The following is a 26,261-nucleotide window of genomic DNA, read 5'->3' as shown; positions in this document are numbered from 1 at the left end:
CCCACAGGCCCGTGAACGACGCTCGCCCCGTCCGGCGGCGTGCGGCCCCGGATGCCGGGCGTCGGCATTGCGGGTCGAGCGCCGATGCTCGGGTCGAGCGCCTGCGTTCCGGGCGGCCGTATCGTGGGCTGTCGACCCGGACGTGGGCGTTCGCAGCGCAGCGAGCCTCGGTAGACTCGGGAGATCGGGAGGGTTGTCCGAGCGGCCGATGGACCTGGTCTTGAAAACCAGTGGGCAGAGATGTCCCGTGGGTTCGAATCCCACACCCTCCGCCAGATGGTGCGCATTCGAACCCCGCTCACACGAAAGTTTGGGCGGGGTTCTTATCTGGGAAGCCTTCCTCGGTCCGTTGGGAGCTCAGGAGTAGCTGCGGAAGGGCTCCAGCGACGCTCTGGATGGTTCCCCCACCCTTGCACCGGCACCAACACCCCGTCAGTGCCGGTCGCGGCGAACGGCTCGTGCTGCTGCGCTGGCACGGGAATCACGGCCACTCTCGTTCCGCAGAGGCGAGAGACGTCGAGTACTCGATCACGTTGCTCGTCCCGTTGTTCCACCACCTGTTCGGAACTGGCGATGTGATGCTCGGTGTCATCTACCTCGCGGGTGATCCGGTTCATCCCACTCTTGAGGATGTCGAGAAGAGCCGCCCCGGCGGAGGGGGACTTTCATGGTTCCGGGCTCGACCATCCACCCACAGAGAGCAGCGCCCGCCACACCACGCCCGGTACTACGCTGGTCGCCACTCCTCTCAGCACCGTGTGAGGTCCGACCGAAGAGTCGAGGAAAGAATGAAGACCGAAGTCGACGAAGTCGATTTGAAAGTCCTCATCGGCGTATCGGCCTATCTCACTGCGCATCTATCGACCGGGCAAAGCGGCGATGTGACCCTTGAGCAGATCGCGCGCCGATTGACCCGCGACCTGCTCCACTACGGTTTGGCGGACGAGACCGGCGAACATGATGTCGCGGAAGCTATGGCTGCCCTGACTCAACGTCTTCACGCGGCGATGGGCAGTGCCTAGGCCGCCCGCCGAAATGATGACGCGGTGCAGTCTCTCCGTGGCCGTTTCTAGCGACGTCGCGCAGCCGAGTAGTTCGCCGGCTACCTCAACCCGGTAGCGCGGCCCATCGTCGGTGCGGCGCAGCTCGATCGTGCCGGCGGCCTTGCCCAGGGGGTCCGGCATGACCCAATGAGCCGGCGCCGTTTCCCGCGCGAGCAGTTGGGGGTGCCAGCGGGGACCGTCGTCGCGCATGTCTGCCAGTATCGAACATGCGTTCTAATGGTGCAAACTCGATAACGATCGTGTAGACGGGCCGCATCGGTTCTTTGGAGCGAGCTTGACCTGTCGCTACAGCGATCGGACCGGCGTGATCTGGCCGTAGTTCAAGCGCCGTACGTCCGCGCCGAGGGCAGACGTGAGTGCGGGTCTCAATCGAACTTTCCCCGCGCGGCGATAGCCCTCTTGGAGATGATTGCCGCCGCTACCGCGCGCTTTGATGCATCCCGCGCCGTAGTCCGGTGCTTGGGGGAGTGGCCACCATTGGCTCCCTTCGACCGCCGCGCGACAAGGCGCAGCTGCACGTGGGTTGCTTGTGGGTTCCCTTACGCGATGACTAAGTCCAGGTCGAGCTCACTGACTCGTTGCCGGACGCTCTCATCGATGCCGCTATCGGTGATGACTATGTCCAGTTCATTAACTGACGCGACTTTGGCGAGAGCGGCGTGGTTCCACTTGGAAGAGTCGATCAACAGCACCACAGTGCGTGCGCGGCGCATGTAGTGCAGCTTTCCCGCGGCGACATCACGAGATTGCTCCACCATGTCAAGGTCGGAATCGATGCCCTGAATCCCCATGAATAACGTGTGCGCGAGCACGTCCTTGATCCCTTGCTCGTCCGGACTGCCGACTGTTTCCAACCGGCGAGGGTCCAAACGTCCTCCTAAGAGACGGACGTCAATGCCCTCGAGAGCGAGAAGTTGACGGGCTGTGGTGATCCCGGGCGTGTAGACGGTCAGGTCTCTCACGTCGGGCATGACTTGAGCGAGATGTAGGACGGTGCTGCCGGCGTCAAAGATGACCGTCTGGTTGCTGTGGACGTAGGGCTGCGCAGCCAACGCGATTTGACGCTTCGCCTCGGTGTTGAGAAGCATCCGCGCCTCAAAATCGAAAACCCCCGTACGCGTCTCGGGTATGACGGCTCCGCCATGGGTCCGAGTGATTCGACCCCGCCGGGCTAGATCATCCAGATCGGAGCGAATGGTCACCTCGCTGACGCCAAGCTGGCTCGCCGCTTGGGAGGTTACCAGCTGACCTGTTCGTGTGATCTCGTCCAGGATCCATTTCCTGCGCTCCGTTGACAGCATGCGTCCACGCTACCGCCCAGAGCTGCGAAGTGAAGGAGCTTCGAAAGAAAGCGAAGCTGAGCTTTGGATGTGTGTAGTAAAGCACAGCGGAAACGCGAGATAGCAAAGTCATCGAAAGAACTTGACTTACGAGATTTTTTGTTTCAGAGTAGTTCGCAACGCACGTAGAGGAGCCCAACGATGGGAAGTTCTGCCCCCGCACAGCAGCTAGCACGCCATGAGGTGTCTCACCTCAGGGGCGACAGCTAGTGCCCACTCAGAGGGCGCCGATGGTCGCGGGCTGCGGATCAGTGGCGATCGACGAACTGCTGTTTTTGGACCGCAGCTTCGTCGAGGGCAAGGGGAAGATCCTTCGCAGGAACGTCGTTCACGGCGGAAACGTCGCGACAGCCCTTGTGGCGATCACGACCCTTGGCGGTTCTGCACGATGGCTGGGTTACCTCTCACCGGGGGAGTCTGCGCATGACTTAGCCCGCCACGGGGTCGATCTCGACCACGCCACGCCAGCCAAAACCGGTCCAATTCGTTCGACCATCATGATCGCGCCCGGCGGGGATCGCTTCATCGCTTTCGATGACGACGTTCCACTGGGCATGCCGGAACAAGGTGCAAATCTCCAGACGCTTCTTGGCGGCGTCGACGCACTCCTGGTCGATGCATACGCCGCAGCTCACGGTCTGCCGCTGGTCCGCGCCGCTGCTGCCGCGGGCATTGCGGTTGTCGCAGACATCGAGCGGTTGGATTTTCCCCACGCAGAAGAACTGTTCGACATTGCCGCCCACCTTGTCATCCCGCTTGAGGTCGGACAAAAAGTCACCGGTCTCACGGATGAACTAGCGATCTGCCAGGGACTCTGGAACAAGCACCGCACTGCCGTCGTCGTCACGGATGGTAGCCGCGGCGCATGGCATCTCACCGCCGACGGTGCCGCGCACACCGCAGCTTTCACGGTCGAGGCCGTGGACACGAGCGGGTGCGGAGATGTGTTTCACGGCGCCTACGCGCTGAGCGTGGCGGGAGGCTCGTCGATCGCGCATGCGGTTTTGACAGCGTCGGCAGCCGCGGCAGTTTGCGCGACTGCCGCGGGTGGTCGAGGCCACCTCCCCACCCCTGCGGACGTCGCTGCACTCATTGATGCGGCGGCCCTGCTCGCCACGGACCTGCAACTGAATACTCACGCTCGCAATCCACACACCAACCCATAAGAACGGAAAATCGCAATGAGGCGTTCACACACCCGAATCGGCGTCGCCGCCGCCGCGTTCACCGCAACGGCGGTCGTCTTGAGTGGCTGCAGCGGAGCCGGGGCTCTCGGCGGGGACAGCAGTGATCAAGAGATCAACGTGCTGTCCATCAACGGGCCCCACATGCAGAACATTCAAAAGCTCACCGACGAGTACTTCACCAAGCAGACGGGCATCAAGGTGAATTACACCCTCCTGCCCGAAAACGACATGCGCGCCCGCATGTACCAGGAGATGTCCAGTCAAGCCGGCCAGTACGACGTCGCCAGCTTGAGCGCCTTCGAAGTACCGACCTTCTCCGCAAACGGATGGCTCGCACCGCTGTCCGACTACGTCGCCCAGGACGACAGCTACGACCAGGCCGACGTGTTCGACACTTTCACCTCCGCTCTCTCCGGGAAAGACGGCACGCTGTACGCCGAACCGTTCTTCGGCGAAGGTTCCCTCGTTATGTACCGCACGGACCTGTTCGAAAAGGCCGGCCTGACCATGCCCGCCAACCCGACTTGGCAGCAGATCGCTGATCTCGCAGCGAAGGTCGACGGAACGGATGGGGCGAAGGGCATCTGCTTGCGGGGCCTCGCCGGATGGGGCCAGAACCTCGCAGTGCTCACCACCATGGTCAACACCTTCGGCGGGACCTGGTTCGACGAGAACTGGGACGCCCAGTTGACGGCGCCCGAGTTTAAGGAAGCAACGCAGTTCTATGTCGACCTCATCCAGCAGCACGGCGAGGAAGGCGCAGCCCAGGTGGGTGTGAACGAGTGCATCAACAACTTCCAGCAGGGGCAGAGCGCCATCTTCTACGACGCCTCGTCTATCGCCGGATCGATGGAAGCCGACGAATCGCCCGTCAAGGGCAAGGTCGGATACGTCGCCGCGCCCGTGGAGGAAACCACCTCGGGCGGATGGCTGTGGACCTGGGCATGGGCAATCCAGAACGCCAGTCAGAAGAAGGACGCCGCGTGGAAGTTCATCTCCTGGGCCACGTCTAAGGAGTACGAAGAAACCGTCGGTGAGGAGCTCGGTTGGGCCCAGGTGCCGGCAGGAAAGCGCGCCTCGCTGTACGAGAACACCCAGTACACCGACGCCGCGTCTGCATTCTGGAAGGCGGACCTGGACTCCGTCGAGAACGCCCCCGACCCGGCCAACCCCGGAGTGCAGCCCCGGCCTTACCTGGGGGTGCAGTTCGTGGGAATCCCTGAGTTCCCCGACCTCGGCGACCAGGTCGCACAGTTGATCTCCTCCGCCGTCGCCGGGCAGATCTCCGTCGACGATGCTCTCCAGCAGTCGCAGACGCTGGCGCAAGCCGTCGGCGACAAATACAAGAAGTGACCACCCGTGGGGTGGGGCCGCAGGGCCCCACCCCACCCTTCTAGGAGCCGCAGATGTCTCAGGTCCTTGACACCACCACAGAGCAGACGACCGCTGCCGCACACCCCGCGCCGCAGCGCCCCGCTCGCGGCACCGGGTGGCGGCGGCGTATTCCCCTGCTCCCCGCCCTCATCTTCACCATCGCTCTCACCCAGGTTCCCTTCCTCGTCACCCTCGTGGTCTCGCTGATGAACTGGAACCCGCTTTTCCCCAACGAAATCGGCTTCGCCTGGTTCGCGAACTACATCACCGTTTTCACCAACCCCACCCTCCTCAGCTCCGTGCTAGCCAGCCTCGTCATCACCGTCTCGGTAGTGCTGATCAGCCTCGTGCTCGGCCTTGGAATCGCACTGCTGCTCAACCAGCGGTTTGCAGGTCGGGGCATCGTGCGCACGATGATCATCGCGCCCTTCCTGTTCGTGCCCGTCGCCGCCGCACTGCTGTGGAAACACCTGCTCCTCAACCCCAGCTACGGGCTCATCAACGGCGTCATCGCCTGGCTGGGAAACCTCGTCGGAGTGCAAGTGCAAGGCCCGTCGTGGGTTACGGACTTTCCCATCGCGTCCATCGTCGTCGTGCTCGTGTGGCAGTGGACCCCGTTCATGACGCTGATCATCCTTGCGGGGCTGCAAAGCCAGCCCGGGGATGTCATCGAGGCTGCGCGCGTCGATGGCGCAGGTGGATGGCGCATCTTCCGATACATCACCATTCCCCACGTGCGCCGATACCTCGAGCTGTCCACCCTGCTCGGATCGATCTACGTGTTTCAGAACTTCGACGCCGTCTTCACTCTCACCGCCGGCGCATTCGGCACCGCCAACCTGCCGTACACGATCTACCGAACCTTTTTCCAAGCGCAGGACTACGGCGTCGGCTCCGCCATGGGCGTAGTCACGGTGGCCGGGACGATCCTCATCATGTCCTTGTTCCTGCGCTCCCTCACCTCCCTGTCTGAGGAGAACGTGCGATGACCAGCACCACACTCATCACCGTCCCCGCGAAAGCGCGACGCAAACTGCACCGGAAGAACGCCCACCCTCTCGTGGGCATCGGCGCCTGGGCTGTCGGGCTGTTGTTCATCCTGCCGCTGGCATGGACCTTGCTCACCTCGCTGCACACCGAAACAGCCGCGGCGACGTCCACCCCCAACCTGTTCGCTCCGCTGACGCTGGAGAACTACGCCAACGTTCTCGGCTTCACCGGCGGTGCCAGCGCCTTCGCCCCCCTCATCAACTCCGCTATCGCCGCACTCCTTTCCACCGTGCTCGTGCTGATTTTCGCTCTTCCCGCGGCGTACGCCACATCGATCAAGCCCGTGAAGAAGGCAAACGACGTTATGTCGTTCTTCCTATCCACCAAGTTCCTGCCGGCCGTTGCAGGCCTGCTACCGGTGTACCTCCTGGCCAAGAGCCTCGGAGCACTAGACAGCATCGGTTTCCTGGCCATCATGTACACCGTCATGAACCTGCCCATCGCGGTATGGATGCTGCGCTCATTTCTCGCCGAGGTTCCCATCGAGATCCTCGAAGCGGCCGAACTCGACGGCGCCAACCTCCTCGCCTCCATCCGGCACGTCATCCTCTCAGTGGCGGCCCCCGGCATCGCCGCAACGTCGTTCATCTGCATCATCTTCAGCTGGAACGAACTCCTCATCGCACGCACTCTCACCGGCGTGTTTGCCGGCACCGCGCCGGTTTTCCTGGCGGGATTCGTAACCAGCCAGGGACTGTTCCTAGCGCAGCTGTCCGCCGCGTGCATCGTCGTGTCTCTGCCCGTCCTCATCGTCGGCTTCGCCGCCCAAGACCGCCTCGTCGCCGGTCTCTCGCTCGGCGCCGTCAAATGACCCCCACCCCCACGGAGCTCGTATCGTGACCGAAATAGCCCACATCCTCGACGGGTCCTACACCGGGACCGCCCAGCTGCCCGCGTACAACAGAGACAACCTGGCCACAGGAATCGTCCACCTCGGTGTGGGCAACTTTCACCGCTCGCACCAGGCGTACTACTTAGACCAACTGCTACACGACGGTCAATCCGACGAGTGGGCCATCTGCGGAGTGGGAGTGCTCCCCAGCGATGAGCACATGCGCAATACGTTCCACACCCAAACCGGGCTCTACACCCTGTTGCAGAAAAGCCCAGACGGGACGATCGATGCCCGTGTCATCGGTTCCATGCCCGAATACCTGTGGGTGCCCGATGACGCCGACACACTCCGGGAAAAGCTCGCCGGACCATCCACTCGCATCGTGACGCTGACTGTCACCGAAGGCGGGTACAACATCGACCCTGCCACCGGATCCTTCCGCACCCACAACCCGGCGGTCCTCGCAGACGCTGCGGGTGAAGGAACCCCACGGACCCACTTCCGAATCCTCCACGAAAGCCTCAAACTGCGACGAGACCGCGGTCTCCCGGCTTACACGGTTGCCTCCTGCGACAACATCCTCGGAAACGGTCACGTCACCAAACGCACCCTGCTCGAGTACCTCGCCCTTGCTGACCCCGACTTCATCCCCTGGGTCGAAAACAACGTCGCGTTCCCCAACTCAATGGTCGACCGCATCACCCCCGTCACGTCTGACGAAGATCGAACCCTCACCGCCAGCGACTACGGCATCGACGACAAATGGCCGGTTCCCGCAGAATCTTTCATTCAATGGGTCCTTGAAGACACCTTCCCCCTCGGGCGCCCCGCACTGGAGAAAGTCGGCGTTCAGCTTGTGGATGACGTCATCCCCTACGAGATGATGAAGATGCGGCTGCTCAACGCTAGCCATCAGGTCATCGGAACTTTCGGGGCCCTCATCGGATACCACTACGTGCACGAAGCGATGGCCGACCCTCTCATCCACGCCGCGGTCGCACAGTTCCAGCAGTTCGAAGCTGAACCCACGCTCCCGCCCGTACCCGGAGTTGACCTCCCTGAATACCGCGCCACCTTGCTGGAGCGGTTCTCCAACCCCGGGGTGAAAGACACAATCGCGAGACTGTCGTCAAACACCTCTAACTCGGCACCCAACTTCATCGTGCCGATCATCCGGGACCAGCGACGCCAAGGCGGACAGTTCACCATCCAAGCTGCACTCATTGCCGCCTGGGCAGAACGCGCAGCGCTCATACCCGTCGTCATCGAGGACCCCCGAAAAGATTTCATCCACTCGCTCGCTACGGACAAAGACCCATCGGCGTTCGTTCGCGACGATGAACTCTTCGCCGAGCTCGCCATTGATCAGACGTTCATCGACGAATTTGTCCGCTGGCGACGCGTCATTGCATCGAAGGGAATACGGGCCGCGCTTGAGCTTCTCCTCACATCCTGACAATTGCGACGAGAACCCACCCAGTCCCGAGCAACGCGCCCTCGACACAATCCGCGCAATCGCGAACGGGGCAGACCCGGCTGAGAACGCCCTCCGCTTGTCTAACGAATTCACCGACCGCCACACCCACCGCGCCACAAGCTGGCTGCGAAAAGTGTTCCGCCGCTAACCCACTCCGAATAGGAAAGAACACCATGCTCATCACCGGAGACCAGCTTCTCGCCGTCGCCAACGACCACAACTTCGCCATCCCCGCATTCAACATCGCCGAATACAACATGTTCAACGCCATCATGGAGATCTGCGAGCAGAAGCAGGCGCCCTTCATCGCCCAGATCCACCCCAACGAGATCAACCTGCTCACCTTCGACATCGTCCAGGCCATGCGCTCGCGCATCCACCGGTCCCCGCTGCCGGTCATCATCCACTGGGATCACGGCGCCAGCCACTCTCAGATCGCCGCCGCCATCCAGGGCGGGTTCACCTCCGTCATGATCGACAAGTCCATGGAACCCTTCGACGTCAACGTCGAGATCACACGCCGAGTCGTTGACACCGCCCACGCCGTCAACGTCTCCGTCGAGGGCGAACTGGGCACCATCGGATCCATGGACCACGCCACGACAGGAGACGGCATCGTCTACACCGACCCGAGCGACGCCCTCACCTTCGTCGAAGAAACCGGTGTGGACTCGCTCGCCATCGCCATCGGGACCCGCCACGGCATCTACCCCGCCGGCGTCACCCCCAGGCTCGATCTGGACCGACTCCGCCGCATCAAAGAGGCCGTCGGCATCCCCCTCGTCCTTCACGGAGGATCCAACAACCCCGACGACGAGATCGCCGAGGCAGCCCGCAGCGGAGTCAACAAAATCAACATCTCCAGCGACCTCAAGTCCGCGTACCACAACGCGCTGCGCAACGTCCTGCGCGACGAAAGCCTTTACGAGCCCGACGCCATCCAGCCCCCCGCGATGAACGCGCTGAAAGATGTCGTCGCCCACAAGCTGGACCTGCTCGGAACGACGGGCAAGGCCGAACTGTACCGACAGCCCGCCTCGCGCGAGATCGACCTGTTCGGCCTTGTCGGACAGACCCTCACCGTCTGATGCAAGTGAGGGAGGAGCTCGTCTATACGAAGCTCCTCCCTCACCTGCACTTCTTGACGAGAGGACTCTATGCGGGTCACGCCGCACAGGTGCGACGATGTTGCAGGTAGCCGCGCCACGATCCCGGGGCGGTCAGCCAACGCAGCAATCGTGACCAGCATGTTTCGTCATCCTGGGCTCGCTCCCTCGACCGCAGAAAGAGCCGAGAGTCGCGAAAGGCCCTCCAAGATCTCAACTAATGGAGAAGTCAGTAGATTCAATTCTGCGGCTCACATTCCGGTACCCGAGAGTTAGGGTCTCGTGACAAACACCTTCCCGCGACTAGTTGCCTTCGATCTCGACGATACTCTCGCGCCGTCCAAAGCCGCAATTGCGCCCCGCATGAGCACTTTGCTGCTCGCTCTTGCGGAACGAGCGGATGTTGCCATTATCTCGGGCGGGCAATTGCAACAGTTCCGCGCCCAGGTGGTAGATCGCCTTCCTCCGGCCGCGCCAGAAGTTATGTCCCATTTTCATCTGATGCCAACTTGCGGCACCCAGTATTACCGTCCTGGGCCCAATGGCATCGAAAAGATCTATGCACACTTCCTCGCTCAGAGCGAGAAGCAGCGCATACTCTCTGTCATCCGCGAAGAGGCCGAGCGTCTCGAGCTCTGGGAGGATACTCCTTGGGGGAACATCCTCGAAGACCGCGGATCACAGATCACCTTCTCAGCGCTAGGACAATTCGCCCCCTTACAGGCGAAGGTCGCATGGGATCCCACCGGGACGAAGAAGAGCACCCTACGAGCCGCTGTTGCTGCACGCCTTCCAGACCTCGAAGTGCGCTCAGGAGGATCGACTTCCATCGACGTCACCCACCGGGGCATCGACAAGGCCTACGGGATGGGCAAGCTCGCAGAGGCAACCGGTATCGCACTCGAGGACATGTTGTTTATCGGAGACCGCCTTGACGCGGACGGCAATGACTACCCCGTGCTCGCCATGGGTGTCGCTTGCCAGGCGGTGGATGGCTGGGAAGACACCGCCTCCATCATCGAAAACCTCCTACGCAAAACATTCCATAGCGTTTGCTGCTGGGGCAGGTCGTATTTGGAAAGCCTGCGCTGACGGACCACCTTCTTCAACGACCCCGCGACATAGTCAGCTGCGCCCTCTGGCACGTCAGAGCCGTCAGGTCATGACTCAGGTGGTGCGAAACCGATCGGTTCCGCATCACTCGCCAAGTCGCAGACGAGGTCCCGTGATTCGGTGGGCCGTCGTGATGCAAAACCTCGGTGCGATGGCTGTTCGGATGGGGATGGTGCTGCGGCTCGAGATCGCTTCGTTGAATGGTGTCCGCGTGTGCTGAGGGAGACTGACCGTCAGGCCGCGCCGTCGTCTTCCACAACCTCAGCTTCAACAATGTCATCGGCGTGCTGCGGTCCGGGCGCCTCGGTGATCGCCTGCTGGGTGAACAGGTCGCCGTAGTGCTCGATCGCGTTGTCCACTGTGGCGGGGGCGCCAAAGAGCTCGACAGCGAGGACCACGACGCCGGTGAGCTGCTTCGTCTTCTCCCATAGCGTCGGGCTCGGTTTGGTCTTCAATCGCCGGGCGCTCTGGTGAAAGCGGTCGAGCTCATCGACGAGCCCCTGGGGACCGCGGACCTTGTAGAGGTCGGCCGCCTCAGCGATCCGGTGCGCGTAGCGAATGAAAGCCGCTCTGGCGTCTGAATCGAGGCTCTCGTCAGCGGTCGCCAGGTCGATGATGTCGGCTGCTAGGGACTTGATCTGTTCAAGGGTGTCCTGGTCAATCTCATTGCTTCTGACCACGGAGGAGTTCAGGATGTGGCTTGTCGTTTCCAGGTCGTTGAGCACTCCGATGTCAACGAAGCTGGACATCCACTTGGTTGGGTTCGCCCCGAGCGGGTCACCGTTGAAGTACTCACGCACCTTCCCGAGGGGTCGCACCAGCTTCTCAACGGGGATTGGGGGGCTCTCGATCTGAGCCACCATCGCCTCGACCTCGTCGGGCAACTGCATTAGCCCCGCCATCGATTTCATGTACAGAGCGCTGATGCCGCGGGTCTGAAAGTAGGCCGCCGCGTAGTTGTTCAGCCCCCCATTCGCCGGGCTAGACGTCATCTCCGTGAAGTACAACCAGAGGCGTCCGGCGGGGTTAGCGGCGTGGTTCTCCATGCGCTCAGCGTACGGGGGTGACTATCCCCGGACAGTGTCCGCAGAGGGATCGCCAAACGTGACAGCTGGTATCCACCTCTCGTTGTCGGGTGTGAGTCTTGGCGTTCTGTGGCGGCGTCCTGACGCCGCTCCGCGTCGCGCCTAGTCGAGGAGTTCGACCTGGATACGAGCGGCGACGGCATCGCGGAGTGGCCGGACGTTCTCGGCGCTCCAGTCGGTCGGGTCGGGGAACTTCCATTCCAGGAACCGGCCGGTGGGCGCGGCAGGGAGCGTGAGCCCGGGCTTCATGGCGACCACAATGTCCGCCGTCTCGAGGTCTTCGACCGTGACGGCACGGGGCGTGCGGTCGCTGATGTCAAGGCCGAGTTCTGCGACGGTGGCCGCGATCGCGGGGTTCACGCTGTCGGCAGGGGAGAGGCCGGCGGAGGTGGCGGTGTAACGGTCCCCGGCGAGGACTTCGAGCAGGCCCGCGCCGAGCTGAGAGCGTCCGGCGTTGTGCTGGCAGAGGAAGAGGACGGTGGGATTGTGCGTCATGCGGGGGTCACTACTCCGGTGTGGGTGCGGGTCCAGGTCTGGGTGGCGATCTGCACGGCATCCCAGGGGGAGCCGAGCGGGGGTGTGTAGGAGAGGTCGAGGTCGGAGACCTGCTCAACGGTGAGGCCAGCGAACAGGGCGGTGGCGTAGGTGTCGACGCGCTTGGCGGTCTCGGTGCCCAGGCGTCCGACGAGTTGCGCGCCGAGAAGGCGTCCGTCGCCGGTGTCGCCGGTGATGCGGATCGTGATCGGCTGAGCGCCGGGGTAGTAGCGCTTGTGGTCGTCCGCGACGGCCGTCGTGGTCGCTGGGGCGAACCCGGCGGCGAGGGCTTCATGCTCGCGCAGACCGGTGCGTGAGGCCACCAGGTCGAACACCTTCACGACCTGTGTGCCGACCGATCCCGCGAAGCGGGCATCCCCGCCGAGGGCGTTCTCCCCGGCCACACGACCCTGCTTGTGGGCGGTGGTCCCGAGAGGCAGATACGTCACCCCGAGCAGGCAGTGGTGGGTGGTCACTCCGTCGCCCGCGGCGTAGACGTGCGGGAGGCCCGTGCGCATCGCCTCGTCCACGACGACGGCGCTGCTGGCGCCGAGGGTGGCGCCTGCGCGGGCGAGCAGGTCGGTGTTCGGCTTCACTCCGACGACGAGGAGCACGACGTCGGCGGTGCGGGTGAGGGGGGAGCCGTTGTGGTCGGCGTGCACGGCGAGGCCTGTGGCGGTCTTCTCGATCGAGGCGACTGTGGTGTGAGTGAGGACTTCCACGTCGTGGTCGGTGAGTTCGGTGTGGACGAGGGCGCCGAGTTCGGGGTCGAGGGTGGAGAGCACTTCGAGGCCGCGCTGGAGCTGGGTGACCTGGAGGCCGCGGACGGTGAGGGCTTCGGCCATCTCGAGGCCGACGTAGCCGGCGCCGACGATGATCGCGGTCTGCGGGTCGCGCTCATCGAGATAGCGCTCGAGCGCGAAGGTGTCTCCCATCGAGTGCAGCACGTGCCCCCCGTCCTCCGGGCCGAGCTGGTCGACGCCGGCGATACCGGCGGAGGAGGCGAGAGCGCCGGTTCCGACGATCAGTTCGTCATATCCGATCCGGTCGAGAGAGCCGTCAGGGGTGCGCACGGTGAGCTGCTGCCCGGCGACGTCGATGTCCGTTGCGAAGGTGTCCAGGCGCAGGCTCATGCCGGTGGCTTCGAGGTCGGCGTGCGTGCGGTGCGCGAGCGACTGCCAGGGCTGCACCTCGCGGGAGAAGTAGTACGGAATCCCGCAGATGGAGAAGTTCGGGTAGGAGTCCGCAACCACCACGGTCACGTCTACGGAGGGGTCGAGCTCGCGGGCGCGGAGCGCTGCGGAGATTCCCGCGTCGCTGCCGCCGATAGCGACGAGATGCATCAGAGAAGGCCTTCCAGATCAGGTGTGTGAAGAGGTCGAGGTGACGGGGACCACGAGGTCACCGGCCGCCCGCGCGGCACCCGGGAACAGGAACAGCGCCAGACCGACGCCGATCGCGGCGCCGATGAGCTGCGCGGCGACGAAGGGCAGGACCGAGGTGGGGGCGATGCCGGCGAAGGTGTCGGTGAAGACACGGCCGAGGGTCACGGCGGGGTTCGCGAACGAGGTCGAGGACGTGAACCAGTACGCGGCACCGATGTACGCACCGACCGCGGCCGCCGCGAGCGGTCCCCGGTTGGTGCGGGCGAGGGAGAGGATGACGAGCACGAGCCCCGCCGTGGCGACGATCTCCCCCAGCAGGTGCCCGGCGGTGACGCGCTCGGTGGTCGCGATCGCGGTCGGGACCTCGAACATCGCATTCGCGAGGACCGCCCCGCCCATGCCGCCGAGCAGCTGCACTCCGCAGTAACGGACTCGGGCAGCTGTTGTAGTCCGTCGCGGGCGCTCCTTGTCGACGCCGGGGGAAGGACGCTAGATCGTCTGTTCCCGCTGCGTGCGTAGCACCGCCCACCCACCTAATACGAGCACGCTTGCGGAGCCAACGGCCAGGATCACTCCACCGAGGTCCTGGTCCTCGACCGGTGTTCTACCCCAAGTGCGCCCCATCGCTCCGAACCAGTCGGCGGCCATGAGGCCCGCAGTGATGATGTACACGGAGACAGCCGCCATTGCCACGCCCAAACCGAGAATCATCAACAGCCTCACCGCTGCCGGTCCACGAGCAGCCTCATAGTCACCTACGAAGCCAAGCACGAGCAGAGAACCTACAAGGAGGACTAATGCCGTAGTCATCTGCCGCCCGAGGAGATCTCCTGCCCACCAACGGAGGAGGCCGGAACTGACAAGCAGCCAAACCAACGCAGCTGCGGCTGGGACGGCGACAACCGGCGCTGAAACGAACCGCACCCCTCGCGAATGCACGAGCCCCTGGACCCATTCATATCCTCCCCTGCTGCCGTCGCCGCGACGTTGGGCCGCTGTGCGGGCGAGCTGCATCGGCGCGCCGGCTGCGAGAAGGGGCACCACCCCCACAAAGAGGATGACGACCGTTAAGACGTGCGCGCTGTAAATGTAGCTGCGGTAGGTGCTCAGCGCTCCTCCGGTGATCCATACCAGCAGGAGCGTCCCTGCCACCCACGCGACCGACCGCCAGGGGTTCCACAGGTGTCCGCGAGCCCTAAGCCTCAGCACTGCGCGTACGTAGAAGATCAGTCCGAGCACGGCCACGACCAACCACAGCACGTCAGGGCTCCACGCCGTGAACCAACGCGACATGGTCCACTCAGGAGGTAGCGGAGCGCCGGTGAGTACCTGAGCCGGTGTGAGCGCGCCTACAGGTTCGGGGAGGATGGGCGGTGGCGTTCGCGCAAGAGCGGCAGCAGCTCCGCTAGCGATCCCCATCAATCCCAACTCCGCACACAACAGCAGCCAGAAAATTTTGGAGTCGCCGGGATTGGCGCGCATCCTTCCGAGTAGACGCCGTCGATAGATCGCCCCCAGAACACCTATGGCAGTAAGGGCTACAACCTTGACGATAAGAATGAGACCGTAGGCGGAGGCGAGCGCGCCCAGATTTTCTAGGCCGATGGCGGCGCGAACCGTGCCCGAGAACGCGACGAGCACAAAAGTAATGACGGCGATGGTAGAGAATCGCACCAAGACTGTCGCCATCTCACTCTCGGGAGTGACGGACCGAATGACCGCCAGCAGAAGCAGACCACCGAGCCAGATCGCTGCGGCGAGGATGTGGATGACGATGGTTGTCGTGGCTTGCTGGTGAGAGGCCTCATCACCTGAGTGGCCTTGTGTTCCCATCGGGACGAGCGCTGCGAGTGCGAGAAGTGCCACGGTCACTGTCCCGCCCCATGAACGCACCGAAAATGTGAGCACGGCGAGAATGGCACCCGCAATGGTCGTCATCAACCACACACGTCCCCCCTCGGTCTGTACGAGGTATCGGCCCAGCTGAGACCCAAACTCGGGACCGGCATCCAATGCGGGGTTGAAGATGACCATGAAGCTGAAAAAGCCAGTAGCAGCAGATGCCACAGTGAAGATGGCGGCGGACACCGCGGCAACATCCAACGCCAATTCGAACCCGCGCTGTTCGACGCGCAACGTGAACAAGGCGACAAAGAGCACCCCTCCCATTCCCGCGGCGCTCAGGTTCACGACAAGCTTCGACACTGGCAGCCCCCACCGTATGAGGGGACCGGCGTCGGCCAGTTGCAAGGGGGCCGCCCCACCGCCGACCGCGAGAGCGCACACCAATGCAACGACTGCGCTGACGATAAGGATGAAGAGGGCACTCACGCGGTACACGTTCCAACGGCGCGGCTGCAAAGACGGACGCCGCGTGGAGCCAGGCGCCCCGGCCGTCACCGGAGGATGGGCGTGCCCGAGCTTGGCGCCGGAGGTAGACATCAGTTCAGCCCCGAATAGGCGTGCAGACCCTTGAAAAACATGTTCACGGCGGTGAAGTTGAACAGCACCGCAGCGAACCCAACTATGGACAGCCATGCAGATCGGTTACCGCGCCACCCACGGGTGGCACGGGCGTGGATGTACCCGGCATACAGCACCCAGATGATGAAAGTCCACACCTCCTTAGTGTCAAAACCCCAGAAGCGCCCCCAGGAGTCGTTTGCCCAGATAGCGCCGGCAATGAGGGTGAAAGTCCAAAAGATGAAGCCAATGATGGCGAACCGGTAGGCCAGGGCTTCCAGGTTTTCTGAGGTGGGCAGGGTTCGAAGCAGACCCCGCCGCGTATTGACGGAGGAGCGATTCTCGCGCCGGTGTTGCAGAACCTGCGTCACGGACAGGCCGCACGCGATGGCGAACAGCGCGGTCGCAAGGGAGGCTACGAAGACGTGGATGACAAGCCACACGCTACGTAGCGGGTCCATTAGAGGGGTGACCTCGACGTAGAACGCCAAGGTCGCACCACCGAGAAGAAGGACGACCATCCCAAGCAGGAAGGACCCGAGGAAGCGCAGGTCGTACCGCCGAAGGGCGAAAAGGAACACACCGACGATGAGAAGAGTGCCGGTGAGTGCGAATTCGTACATGTTCGCCCACGGCACGCGGGCTGCGGCGATGCCTCGAAGGACGTCCCCGCTCAGCTGCAGCACGAACCCTAAGATGGTGAGGGCGGTTCCGATACGAGCCCATACGAGACGTTCGCGATCACGTGGCGGCACTTGCAATTGCACCGCGGCCGTCGGGGCCGCCACCGGTGGAGCAGGGGTTCCGACCGAGACGAGCTCTGCGGCGGGCACCTCAACGCGAGCCACGCGCACGGCAAGATCGATGGCATACGCCGCAAAGGCGAGCGCATAAACGCCGATGGCAGTCCACACCATCAGCAGGGACAGCCCATCAACGGTAAGGGCGGTTGACTCGGTCACGAGGGAAGTCCTTAAATCGTCCAGCACTCTTTGACGGTGCCGGTGGTTGCCAGGGCGAGGGTCGGGACGCGTTCGGTGAAGGATCGGGTGGTCTCGGGGAAGGGGTCGTACTCGACGACCCGCCACCCTACGACGCCAAAATCCTCGTCCAAGGCTTGAATGGCGCACGCGAACCGTACGCCGGAGGGAGGGGTGGCTTGGAAAGATACAGCCACAGCCCGCTCGTCAACGACGAGGTAACCGGTCTCGGCGATGGAAATGTCGTCCAAGCTGTTTCGAAGCGTGATCCAGACCAGATACGCAATGGCGGCGGCTGCGAACACCGTGACACCGATCCAGAAAACCCGGCGACGCCAGGGACGGGAAGTGCGGCCGTATCGGTCGTCGAGTTTCGTCTGCAGTGCGGTTCGCTGCGATGCGGCGCGACGCCCGCCACCGCGCATGGTGAGGGCGCGTTCATTCACTGAGCATTCGCTTCCAACCAGGCCAGGGAGTCCACGGCGACGTCATTGACGGTCATTTCGAAATGCAAATGGTTCGCAGTGGATCGGCCGGTGCTTCCCACAAGGCCGAGGAGTTGACCCGCCTGTACTTCCTGGCCGCTGTCGACTTGTCTGCTGTTGTATTGCATGTGCGGGTAGACGGCTCGGATACGTTGGCCGTCGACGACGGACTCAACGGTGACAGCGACGCCGTAGGCGCCATAGCTTTCGCTCGAGACACCGACCGTCCCAGCTACGGACGCATAGATCGGCGTGCCACCCTGGGTCACCATGTCGGTGCCCATGTGCGCCCCGCCTCTGGCCCCGAATCGGTCCGTCACTCTGAACGTCGAGGTCAACGGCCAGCGCACGACCCCGCTACCGGCGGCGAGGACGGGGACTACCCGTTCAGCAGCGAGGGTGGTAGCGGGTCGAGCTGCGCGTGCTGCTGCGGCCGCGGCCGCCGCAGCGTCTCTCGCCCTCTTTTGCTCGATCTCGTCCTGAGAGGTCGCTGCGTAGCTCTGCCTGTCGAGGGGCGAAGCGGGGAGCGCGGAGGACGCGGTGAATTGTTGCGAGTCGTCCGCAGAAGCTTGCTGCAAGGTTGACTCGGTCTCCGCGACAGGTGAGGCCGCGTACGCCGGCAGCGCTAGAGGAAACATGAGCGCCAGCGCCAACGCACTCGCAACAAGCGGACGGGCGCCCAATGCGCGCGCGGCCTTCGGACGGCGAACGCTCCGCGCGTCACGCATCCTGAGCTCGTTAGCGTGGCGCCGTTCCCTTCGTGTCAGGAGGAGTGGCTGGTGTGTCGACTGGGTCTCACTGCTCATCGACGGTGCCCTTTTGCTGCTTCACCTGCTGTCGCCGACGCCGTCCGGACGAGAAAAAGACAAGCGCCGCCGCGCCGAGAATGACGACAGCGACGCCCGTCACTACGAGCGGAACACTGATGCTGCTTGTCGGCTCATCGACCTCCGCCACGGCGCCCGCCATCGCGCTCTGCTCTGGCGTCGAAGAGATGGTTGGGCTTTGCCCGGGTGCGGAGGGGGAAGCCGCAATCGCAGAGGCTTCCGGTTCCGCGGACGTTGAAGGTGCCACAGGAGCGTCAACAGTGAACGCGTATTCACCGCTGATCGGATGACCGTCGCTGGAGACCACGCGCCAGCGAACCGTGACTACGCCTGGCGACGAGAGTGGCTCCACTGCCTGGGTCACCTTCGTGTCAGTGACCACGGGAGTCGTCAGCGCGACGTTCGTTCCGGCGGAGTCGATGACTTCCACCACGATGGCACTAGAGGCGTCAAAAACCTCGCCGCTGTATGTCATCGAGACTTCGGTCGGGATCGACGTGACGACCTCATCCGCTGCTGGAGAGGACGTAACTAGGGCGTCGTGAGCACGAGCCGGCGACGAACTGGGCAAGACAAGTGCCGCGGATAGAGCCATCACAGCAATACCGGCGGCTGCGAACCAGCGAGGCGAACGGGTAGCGAAAAGCTTGTGCATGGGTGTCTTTCAGTGAGACTGCGGTGCCCGGGGATCCAGCACATACGGCAGTCGTCGATTAATCGGACCTAGAACGCTCCGAGTGCATCCGTACGACCGCGCCCGAAGGGGTGGGAGAATGCGTTTGACCACACCCTCGCTGGCATCACATCAGCTGAGAAGGTGTGAGTCTCGGAGCGCCGGCACGGATCAGGTCCGTGAAAGAGACAGCTCGATCAGACTTCGCGTCTGAGAGCGTGGGCGGGCAGTACACACAATTTGAGGCCGTGCGCGTCGAGGTAAGCGGATGGCACTGAGCTGCACCCTCATGAGACGGAAGCGACGCTCCAGTACCATTCCCGCAACGCACACACCTACCAGGCATAGCGCCACAGCCGCCGCCGGGAGAGCCTGCGCCAGGCTGACGACAACGTCGCCGGTGGGCTCATCTAAAACTGCCTGACCACTGTGACCGCTCTCCAACGTAAGGGCTGGGGAGGTGGCATCAGACCTCGCGGAAGCATCCGAGTGGCTGCTTGACCACACAGCGATAAGACACATCAAGAACAAGAGGAGGCTGGCTATGATCCTCATTCTCACGACGGAGGCGGTACTGCCCACGAGTGGGGCGCTTCCCGCGGTCACCAGCATCGCAGCGATGGTATCAACCCGGGCTGCACATCGCAGCCGGGCCGGGGCAGCTTGGCATCGGAGGCGGAGTGTGCGCTCCCCGTGCGGGGTGTGCGACAAGGTCTGCTGTCCGTCCAGCTCACGACCGTTTCCGCGCACCAACGTGGATGTGCAGACGGACCCACAACAGCACAACGGCCGACGCGACGACCATTGCAGTCTCGACGATGGGGCTGAGCCAACTTGCCGGCGTGATTCCTGCCCGTAGCGGCACCTCGCTCACTCGCCCAGCGGCCGTGTCCACCCCGATGGTCTCCACGATGGAACCATCGGGATTGATCACTTGGCTCGTTCCTACAGTGGAAACATTGACCACCGCGCGCCCCGTTTCGATGGCTCGCATCCGCGCGATGGCCAGCTGCTGCACGTTCTCGTCTGTTCCGCGGAAGTCGGCGTTGTTTGTCTGGAAGATGTAGACCTGCGCGCCTCGCTGTGCCGCATCAAAGATCACGTCGTCATAAATGACGTCAAAACAGATCGCCAACCCTATGCGGGTGTCTCCCACATCCATCACTGGCGCCGATCTGCCTGGGCTGTACTCCCGCTGGATCAGGCCGACAAGGTCAGGCGCGAGACGTTCGAACAGCCACCGGTCGGGCACGTATTCACCGAACGGGACGGGGTTGATCTTGTCGTAGGTCTGCTCGCTACCGTCCGTTTCCCACAGCATGGTCGAGTTAAAGGTCTGCTCGCCTCTTGTGGTTGCCGCGTTGATCAGGAGAGGGGCACCGTATGCGGCGGATATTTCACCCAGCAGTCGACGCGTGGGTTCTGAGGACGCCGGGTCGATGTCTACGGAGCCTTCCGGCCAGGCGAGTAGGTCCATCCGCTGGCCCAGAATCGCTTTCGATGCTGATGCTTGGGCTCGGAGCATGTCGCCTTTGTCGCGGTCGTCAAAGTAGCCTGCCGGCCCGTTGCCTTGGACCCACCCGACAGTAAACGTTCCGACGGTCTGGGTGGCGTACTGGGGTGTGACCGCCATGAGTAGGACACCCACGAGCGCTGGTAGGCCTGCGCGCAGGGTGCGACGCCCCGGCCGGAGGGCCTGCACGCTCGCGGCGCACACACCCACCACGAGGAAAGTCACACCCGTCGATCCCACCCAGGACGCCACCTCAGGAAAAGGTCCCGACACTTGCGTCATTCCTACCCGTACCCAGGGGAACCCCGAATACGGCCACATTCCGACAAGCACTTCCCGCGCGGCCCACAAGGCCGCGACCAGAGCAGGGATACCCAGCAGGTCCAACACTCCGCCGAGCCTGCGTACTTTGACCCAACGGTAAGCGAGGGTGATGGTCACGCTGCCGACACCGATGAGTACCGTTTGCAGCGCGCTGAGGGCCAACCAGGGCACAGGTCCGAGAAACTGGGCCACCCATATGAGGTGGGCAAGGTTGAACACGGCCCCGAAGACGCACCCCACGACGAAAGAAGCGAGCGTGCTTCTTCCGAGGAGAGCTGCGAGCAGGATCGTCACGCTCACGAAAGCAAGCGGCCACCATCCGAGGTCCGGTGTGGCCGCATCCATTAGCAACCCCGATGCTGCCGCCAAGGGCAACGCCGCCGTCACGGGCAAGGTACCCACGCCGCCGGTCCACATAGAGGGTTTGCGCAGGTCGCCGGTTGGCCCTCGAAGTGCTGTCATGCGGACCCACGTTGTTCGAGCCGGCGCAGGTACTCGTTGTACTCGTCGAGCTCCGGGTCCCCGTGGGCATCCGCCCACCTGCTTGCAGCGGCGTCACGAACGGAATCGTGCCGGAACCACCGGTGCATCACGATCAGGATCATGATGAGTGTGGGCGCCTCGCCATAGGACCACGCGAGACCGCCGGCTACGCGTTGATCCTCGATCGGGTCAATGCCCAAAGCCATGGTCGATTCAGCGAATGTTCCCACCACCAGACTGGTCGCCATCATGAGGAACACCCCAAAAAAGGCGTGCAACGCTGCCTCGGCAAAAAGGTCGAGCGCCCGACCGCCGTGGCTCATGCGGACCGGCAGCGGATCTGTAGAAAGCACAGGAATGGTGAACAGAATTCCGCTGACCAAGAACGCCGCCTCCAAAGCGGTGTGGCCACCGGGTAGGGCTAGGACGGGATCGAGCAGATCGGCAATATACAGGCCGTAGAAGGCCGCGAGGTAGGCAGGTAATGCAACCCAGGGGCTGAGAGCCCATCTTGACCCTTTCCATCGCAACGCGCCGTGCGCCAATCTGAGGATGCTCCTACCGACGCCGCGATGTGGAGTTGCGCGCAGCAGAAGGGCTCCCGGGGAACCGAGCACGAGCAACGGTGGGATAGCCATCATCAATGTCAGTTGCTGGAACATGAACACCGAAAGTAGAGCTTCGCCGTAGTCCTCTACCGCGAGGCCGGTGACGGCAGCGAGGACTGCGCAGCCTGAGACAAAACTCACCGTGCGCAACACCGACCACCGACGACGCTGCCGCCACAGACGTGACGCCCCAAGGAGGTAAATGGCGGCCATCATCGTCGCGGCGACCGGTAAAAGAGTCAACGGGTTCGCTGCGAGCAGCAGGTAGTCACCGAACTCAGGGGACGTGTTCATAGCTGTAGACCTACCGTGACTGCGCGGCCACACTCGCCCGCTCGCATGCTTGTGCGTGGGCATCCGCTAACTGCTCGACCGCACGGGCAAGCCCGGGGTCATCTCCTCGAGCGAGACCGGCGTACTCCACCGAGATCATCGAGTCGGTTGTGGTCGACGAATGGACTTTCACCCAAATACGGCGACGAGGTATGAGAAGTCCGGTGAACAACCCGACGCAAGCCAACACAGAAAATGCCAAGACCCAGCCGCTGCTGGGGTCGCGTTGAATCTGCAAAGACGCGAACCGTTTTACCGGAGCGCCGTCTGCTTCCTCCCATGTGATGGTGCCCCACCCATTAGGCAGCGCACTGGTACTGCCGGGCCTGAGTTCGATGGAGTCCTGTCCGGTGTCGCCGCCGGTGAGTTGCGTGAGTTCGTCAACTGCCAGGGCATAGACGGAACGGGGGGTTCCATCATCGATACCGAGGTCGCCTGCGAAGGCGTTAAGGGTTATGACGGGGTTGATGACGTCGGGGTAGATCGAGGTGGCGGCACCTGAGGGCAAGGTGTCCTGCGTGGGGTAAAAGAAGCCGATCAGCCCGAGTTGCTGCGGCAAGCCGTCCGGAACTTTGACGACACCTAGTGAGGTCATGTTGGAATCCTGGGGAAGGAAGGGTAGTGAGTCGCTGTATACAATCTGGCCTTCCGCGTCCCGGACGGTGAGGGTAGGTGCGTAGCCGTTCCCGAGGAGATGGATGCGGTCACCCCCCACAGTGATCGGGTAGTTGACGACTACCCGCTCGGTCTGGGCATCCGCTCCTGGCGATCGGATGGTGACGTTGGCGGCGAAGTCGCCCGCTTGTCCACCTCCCGGAGAGCCGGCCGGCTGGTATGTGACGTCGAAACGGTCCAGCGTGAGAGAGTACGGCGTCAGATTGGATCCGTCCGCGAAACGGCCGGGGTCGAAGGAGGAAAAGTCACTGAGAGTGTTAACAAACGTTGTCCCCTCCACCACGACACGTTGGCCGGTGTAGGCGAACGCCTTGCCCACGACGACGGAGACGAGCACGCCGACCAGGGCGATGTGAAAGAGCAGGTTGCCGGTCTCTCGGAGATACCCGCGTTCGGCCGAAACGGAGGTCCACCCCTTCCCGTCGTAGCGACGCACGCGATAGCGACGCCGGGTGAGTTCTGTTTCGGCAAGATTCAGCGCTGCGGCGGGGGTAACGTGCTCCGGGATAGCACGCTCGAGGTGTTCGGGGAGTCGAGCGAACCGGATGGGGGTGCGCGGAGGTTGGCCTTTGAGAGCGCGGTAGTGGTGTTTCGCTCTCGGGATGACGCATCCAATAAGGGATACGAACAGCAGCAAATAGATGGACGAGAACCAGGGCGAGTAGTAGACGTCGAAGAGTCCGACTGCATCGAGGAACGGGAACCACTCGGGATTGCTGCGCTCCCATTGGATGACGCCGTTCGGGTCGGCGCCTCGCTGTGGAAACAGTGAACCTGGCACTGCGGCCAGGGCGAGGGACAGCAGGAGGATGAGCGCGGTGCGCATGCTGGTGAGCTGGCGCCATGTCCAGCGGAGCCACCCTTTACCATCGAGCTTCAACTGGGGGCTGTCCTGATCGTCCGTGGCCCCGTCAGAGTGGTCCGCTGGTCGCCGCGGGTCGGAGTCAGCGTGGCGGGTGTCAGAGCGGGAGGGGGACATTGACTACCACCTGTTGCAGAAGTGACATGAGTGAGGTCCACACGCCCGTCACCATGAGCAGCCCGAGGAGGATGAGCACGGCACCTCCGATGAGGTTGAGTGCGCGGATGTGGGTGCGGAGGACTGTGACGGATCGCGCGGCCCACCCCCATCCGAGTGCCAGCACGAGGAAGGGCACGCCGAGGCCGAGGGAGTAGGACAGACCGAGAAGCCCGGCTCGTGCGGGGTCACCAAGGTTCCATGACAGGGACAGAATCGCTGCGAGTGTGGGGCCGATGCAGGGCGTCCAGCCGACACCGAGTGAGAGTCCGAGAAGAGGGGCGCCGACAAGCCCGGCTCGCTCACGGAGGGCAGGGCGGACACTGCTCTGTCCGAGCCGGATTGCGCCCATGAAAGTCAGCCCCAGGACGATGTTCACGACGCCAAACACGCGGGTGAGGAGATCGCCGTAGCGCAGAAGCGCGACCCCGAATAGTCCTCCTAGGACGGTCACGGTGACGAAGACCACGGTAAATCCAGCGATGAAGAGGAGGACGCCTGCCACGAGCCGTCGGCGTGTGGCGACCGCTGTCACACCGTCTTTGCCAGGTGCGGGGGGGAGGGCGGTGACACTGCCGAGGTATCCGAGGTAGCCGGGGACCAGTGGGAGGACACAGGGTGAGAGGAAGGAGATGAGACCGGCGAACAGGGCGAGGGGAATGGCAACCCAGAGCGCGCCGTCAACGACCAGCGTCCCGGCGCTCATGGCGCCTCCGCCAACGTGTCGGCGACAATGCTGGACAGAATTGATGCGCTGGGGAGCTGGCCGATGATACGGGCGGCGAGACGACCCTGGCGGTCCATCACGAGCGTTGTGGGTGTGGCTTGAATCGGGGTGAGCTGCGCGAAGGCGAGTTTCACCTGGCCGTCATTGACGTCGATGACGCTGGGATAGGTGACCTTATTCTCGCGCGCGAACGACAGTGCTGTCTCAGCCTGGTCGTAGGTGTTCACCCCGAGGAAGTCGACCCCCTCGTCCTGGAAACGTAGGAAGACCTCTTCAAGCATGGGAGCCTCGACGATGCATGGTCCGCAGGCGGCGTACCAGAAGTTCACAACGAGCACCTCACCTCGGTAGTCGTCGCTGGTGACGGTTTCACCGGTTTCGATGACGCCTTCGAACTGAACGGGTTCGCCTCTGTCCGCAACGGCGATCTCGGCTACCTGGAAATCTCCATCAGAGAACGAAGCGCCCGCGCTCGCGTCTGATGATTGGGCCGTGGCTGTGCAACCGGTCACCATGCCCACGATGATGAGCGCCGCGCCGAGGGCGATGAGTTTGCGGTTCATGCCCGCTCCCTCTTGATGGTGGCTCCTGCGACAAGAAAGATGACTGCGGCTGCGGGTTGTGCCGCGGTCCACAGGACACCTTCAGCGGGAAGGGGAAGCACCGGATTCCACACCACTGCGATTACCGCGAACACCGGCACCCACCACAGCTGCCGCTCTTGGTAGGCGAACGAGGCGACGATGAGCGCCAAAATCGCCACGATGAAGCGCACGACAGTGAACCAACTACTGTCCAATAGCGCCGGCGACACGAACAGAGCGGCTGCGGCGATCAGACCGGGGGCGAGGGCGTTCCTTTGGTACCGAGATGGCGTCTTCGTCTTCTTCACTGCTTGTCCTCCGGGGAAACATCGAACGGGGGTGGCCCGGCGGGCTCGACCTGAGCGCCGCTATTCGTGCGTTGGCGAAGCAGGAGCAGCACGGCGACCGCTATCGCTCCAGAGGCAAGGAAGATGTCTGCCAGATTGCCGATGAACAGACCCCCGTAGGCGAGGAAGTCGGTGACGTGGCCGACAGCGAAACCGGGTGGCGACATGAATCGATCAATGAGGTTGCCCACAGCTCCGCCGAGGATTAGCCCCACACCAGCCGCCCAGCCCGCCGTTCGCGCGCGGGCCGCCATAACGAAAAGCCCGGCGACGGCTGCCACGCCTACGACGGTGAGAACCCAGGTCATACCCGAACCTGCCCCCAGCACCGCGCCGGGGTTGAAAGCGAGTTGCAGACCGAATGCGTCCCCGATGACGGGCACCCGCCGCCCGTCTGCAAGCGCGGTCAGGGCAACGGCCTTGCTGAACTGATCTATTAACACCGCGGCCGCTGCCACTATGCAGGCGATGGCGAACGGTCGCGTTTTTTCAGCGGTCACTCTCTTGGCTCCTCCGGAGATGGCGGGTTCGCCGCGCCGTGATGAGGAGCATGACGAACGCGCTGCCGAGAATGAGCGCCACTACGGAAAGTCCCATTACGGGGGCGGTCTCGCCGCCACCGGTGGGCACTCCGCGACCGTCCGCGCGGGGGGTCGCGGTGAAGTGAGGGT

The 26,261-nt window shown here is 63.4% G+C and carries 24 protein-coding genes, 1 tRNA gene and 1 pseudogene; 9 read left to right on the top strand and 17 right to left on the bottom strand.

The genetic code is table 11. From position 1 onward, the window contains the following. Positions 1-187 precede the first annotated feature (187 nt). Positions 188-275: transfer RNA gene (locus FE256_RS08910), tRNA-Ser, on the top strand. Between the two features lie 513 nt (positions 276-788). Beyond that, positions 789-1,022, top strand: coding sequence for a hypothetical protein (locus FE256_RS18150; RefSeq protein WP_171024272.1), 234 nt, complete (start codon positions 789-791; stop codon positions 1,020-1,022). A 581-nt stretch (positions 1,023-1,603) separates the two neighbouring features. On the opposite strand, the gene FE256_RS08900 is transcribed toward FE256_RS18150, so the two are convergent. Continuing rightward, a complete protein-coding gene (locus tag FE256_RS08900) occupies positions 1,604-2,365 on the bottom strand; it encodes a DeoR/GlpR family DNA-binding transcription regulator (protein WP_138174809.1) in 762 nt (253 codons plus the stop codon). Between the two features lie 290 nt (positions 2,366-2,655). Between FE256_RS08900 and FE256_RS08895 the strand changes: the two genes are divergently transcribed. The 7 genes from FE256_RS08895 (at position 2,656) to FE256_RS08865 (ending at position 10,525) form a co-directional block, all read left to right on the top strand. Next, positions 2,656-3,570, top strand: coding sequence for a PfkB family carbohydrate kinase (locus FE256_RS08895; protein WP_171024271.1), 915 nt, complete (start codon positions 2,656-2,658; stop codon positions 3,568-3,570). 15 nt (positions 3,571-3,585) lie between these two features. Further along, complete coding sequence (locus FE256_RS08890; RefSeq protein ID WP_138174805.1) at positions 3,586-4,944, top strand: ABC transporter substrate-binding protein; 1,359 nt, start codon at positions 3,586-3,588, stop codon at positions 4,942-4,944. Between the two features lie 53 nt (positions 4,945-4,997). Further along, positions 4,998-5,954 carry a carbohydrate ABC transporter permease gene (locus tag FE256_RS08885; RefSeq protein ID WP_138174803.1) on the top strand — a complete coding sequence of 319 codons (957 nt, stop codon included), beginning with the start codon at positions 4,998-5,000 and terminating at the stop codon, positions 5,952-5,954. Next, complete coding sequence (locus FE256_RS08880; RefSeq protein WP_138174801.1) at positions 5,951-6,826, top strand: carbohydrate ABC transporter permease; 876 nt, start codon at positions 5,951-5,953, stop codon at positions 6,824-6,826. Before FE256_RS08885 ends, FE256_RS08880 begins: the two co-directional genes overlap by 4 nt. A 25-nt stretch (positions 6,827-6,851) precedes the next feature. Then, a complete protein-coding gene (locus FE256_RS08875) occupies positions 6,852-8,306 on the top strand; it encodes a mannitol dehydrogenase family protein (protein ID WP_138174799.1) in 1,455 nt (484 codons plus the stop codon). 194 nt (positions 8,307-8,500) lie between these two features. Next, a complete protein-coding gene (locus FE256_RS08870) occupies positions 8,501-9,415 on the top strand; it encodes a ketose-bisphosphate aldolase (RefSeq protein ID WP_138174797.1) in 915 nt (304 codons plus the stop codon). Positions 9,416-9,715: 300 nt separating this feature from the next. Continuing rightward, the gene (locus FE256_RS08865) at positions 9,716-10,525 is read left to right on the top strand and encodes an HAD-IIB family hydrolase (RefSeq protein WP_138174795.1); all 810 of its coding nucleotides are present in this window, start codon (positions 9,716-9,718) and stop codon (positions 10,523-10,525) included. Between the two features lie 254 nt (positions 10,526-10,779). On the opposite strand, the gene FE256_RS08860 is transcribed toward FE256_RS08865, so the two are convergent. The 16 genes and pseudogenes from FE256_RS08860 to FE256_RS08785 all read right to left on the bottom strand — a co-directional run bounded on the left by FE256_RS08860 (position 10,780) and on the right by FE256_RS08785 (position 26,090). Continuing rightward, complete coding sequence (locus FE256_RS08860; protein WP_138174793.1) at positions 10,780-11,592, bottom strand: hypothetical protein; 813 nt, start codon at positions 11,590-11,592, stop codon at positions 10,780-10,782. A gap of 141 nt (positions 11,593-11,733) precedes the next feature. Continuing rightward, the gene (locus FE256_RS08855; protein ID WP_138174791.1) at positions 11,734-12,126 is read right to left on the bottom strand and encodes an arsenate-mycothiol transferase ArsC; all 393 of its coding nucleotides are present in this window, start codon (positions 12,124-12,126) and stop codon (positions 11,734-11,736) included. Beyond that, positions 12,123-13,508, bottom strand: a complete 1,386-nt coding sequence (locus FE256_RS08850; RefSeq protein ID WP_138174789.1) for an FAD-dependent oxidoreductase — start codon at positions 13,506-13,508, stop codon at positions 12,123-12,125. The genes FE256_RS08855 and FE256_RS08850 overlap by 4 nt, the downstream gene beginning before the upstream one ends. Positions 13,509-13,526: 18 nt before the next feature. After that, positions 13,527-13,976, bottom strand: a pseudogene (locus tag FE256_RS08845) (MIP/aquaporin family protein); the annotation flags it as partial. A gap of 63 nt (positions 13,977-14,039) precedes the next feature. Beyond that, the gene (locus tag FE256_RS08840) at positions 14,040-15,881 is read right to left on the bottom strand and encodes a bifunctional copper resistance protein CopD/cytochrome c oxidase assembly protein (RefSeq protein WP_171024270.1); all 1,842 of its coding nucleotides are present in this window, start codon (positions 15,879-15,881) and stop codon (positions 14,040-14,042) included. Between the two features lie 110 nt (positions 15,882-15,991). Further along, positions 15,992-16,930: a c-type cytochrome biogenesis protein CcsB gene (gene ccsB, locus FE256_RS08835; protein ID WP_138174827.1), complete on the bottom strand. Its 939-nt coding sequence runs from the start codon at positions 16,928-16,930 to the stop codon at positions 15,992-15,994. 56 nt (positions 16,931-16,986) lie between these two features. Beyond that, the gene (locus FE256_RS08830) at positions 16,987-17,439 is read right to left on the bottom strand and encodes a DUF4307 domain-containing protein (RefSeq protein ID WP_230005413.1); all 453 of its coding nucleotides are present in this window, start codon (positions 17,437-17,439) and stop codon (positions 16,987-16,989) included. After that, the gene (locus FE256_RS18450) at positions 17,436-17,762 is read right to left on the bottom strand and encodes a M23 family metallopeptidase (RefSeq protein WP_230005412.1); all 327 of its coding nucleotides are present in this window, start codon (positions 17,760-17,762) and stop codon (positions 17,436-17,438) included. Before FE256_RS18450 ends, FE256_RS08830 begins: the two co-directional genes overlap by 4 nt. A 511-nt stretch (positions 17,763-18,273) precedes the next feature. Beyond that, positions 18,274-18,960: a copper resistance CopC family protein gene (locus FE256_RS08820; RefSeq protein WP_082822872.1), complete on the bottom strand. Its 687-nt coding sequence runs from the start codon at positions 18,958-18,960 to the stop codon at positions 18,274-18,276. Between the two features lie 748 nt (positions 18,961-19,708). Then, on the bottom strand, positions 19,709-21,277 hold the full coding sequence (lnt, locus tag FE256_RS08815; RefSeq protein ID WP_138174785.1) for an apolipoprotein N-acyltransferase: 1,569 nt from the start codon (positions 21,275-21,277) through the stop codon (positions 19,709-19,711). Continuing rightward, entirely contained in the window at positions 21,274-22,200 is a 927-nt protein-coding gene (locus FE256_RS08810) for a cytochrome c oxidase assembly protein (RefSeq protein WP_138174783.1), read from the bottom strand. The genes lnt and FE256_RS08810 overlap by 4 nt, the downstream gene beginning before the upstream one ends. A 10-nt stretch (positions 22,201-22,210) precedes the next feature. After that, on the bottom strand, positions 22,211-23,740 hold the full coding sequence (resB, locus tag FE256_RS08805) for a cytochrome c biogenesis protein ResB (protein WP_308288882.1): 1,530 nt from the start codon (positions 23,738-23,740) through the stop codon (positions 22,211-22,213). A 133-nt stretch (positions 23,741-23,873) separates the two neighbouring features. Next, positions 23,874-24,638 (bottom strand): cytochrome c biogenesis CcdA family protein, encoded by a 765-nt coding sequence (locus FE256_RS08800; RefSeq protein ID WP_138174779.1) that lies wholly within the window; start codon positions 24,636-24,638, stop codon positions 23,874-23,876. Beyond that, on the bottom strand, positions 24,635-25,222 hold the full coding sequence (locus FE256_RS08795; RefSeq protein WP_138174777.1) for a TlpA family protein disulfide reductase: 588 nt from the start codon (positions 25,220-25,222) through the stop codon (positions 24,635-24,637). Before FE256_RS08795 ends, FE256_RS08800 begins: the two co-directional genes overlap by 4 nt. Beyond that, positions 25,219-25,551 (bottom strand): DUF6804 family protein, encoded by a 333-nt coding sequence (locus tag FE256_RS08790; RefSeq protein ID WP_138174775.1) that lies wholly within the window; start codon positions 25,549-25,551, stop codon positions 25,219-25,221. Before FE256_RS08790 ends, FE256_RS08795 begins: the two co-directional genes overlap by 4 nt. After that, positions 25,548-26,090 (bottom strand): signal peptidase II, encoded by a 543-nt coding sequence (locus tag FE256_RS08785; protein ID WP_138174773.1) that lies wholly within the window; start codon positions 26,088-26,090, stop codon positions 25,548-25,550. Before FE256_RS08785 ends, FE256_RS08790 begins: the two co-directional genes overlap by 4 nt. Positions 26,091-26,261: the final 171 nt, after the last annotated feature.

Source organism: Microbacterium sp. 5K110, from assembly GCF_005774735.1.
Classification (GTDB): Bacteria; Actinomycetota; Actinomycetes; order Actinomycetales; family Microbacteriaceae; genus Microbacterium.
This window is presented reverse-complemented; position numbering and strand designations above follow the sequence as displayed.